The sequence below is a fragment of the Mesorhizobium sp. M4B.F.Ca.ET.203.01.1.1 genome, from assembly GCF_004791025.1.
GTDB classification, from domain to species: Bacteria; Pseudomonadota; Alphaproteobacteria; order Rhizobiales; family Rhizobiaceae; genus Mesorhizobium; species Mesorhizobium abyssinicae.
Genome location: NZ_SRUO01000204.1, coordinates 1 through 311, shown reverse-complemented (window position 1 = coordinate 311; position 311 = coordinate 1). Strand labels below are relative to the sequence as shown.

Annotated in this window: 1 pseudogene; it reads right to left on the bottom strand. The window is 62.7% G+C overall.

Annotation, left to right across the window (positions count from 1 at the left end):
- Nucleotides 1-311: pseudogene (locus tag EN846_RS34335) on the bottom strand (F0F1 ATP synthase subunit beta); the annotation flags it as partial.

Sequence of the window (311 nt, the reverse complement as noted above, 5' to 3'; positions counted from 1 at the left end):
GACCGCTTCTTCGATGCCGCCGACCATGTAGAACGCCTGCTCCGGCAGGTGGTCGTACTCGCCATCGACGATGGCCTTGAAGCCACGGATGGTGTCCTTCAGCGGCACGTACTTGCCCGGCGAACCGGTGAACACTTCGGCCACGTGGAACGGCTGGCTGAAGAAGCGCTCGATCTTGCGTGCGCGCGACACGGCCTGCTTGTCCTCTTCGGACAGCTCGTCCATGCCCAGGATCGCGATGATGTCCTTCAGTTCCTTGTACTTCTGCAGGGTCTGCTGGACGCGCTGGGCGGTGTCGTAGTGCTCGTGGC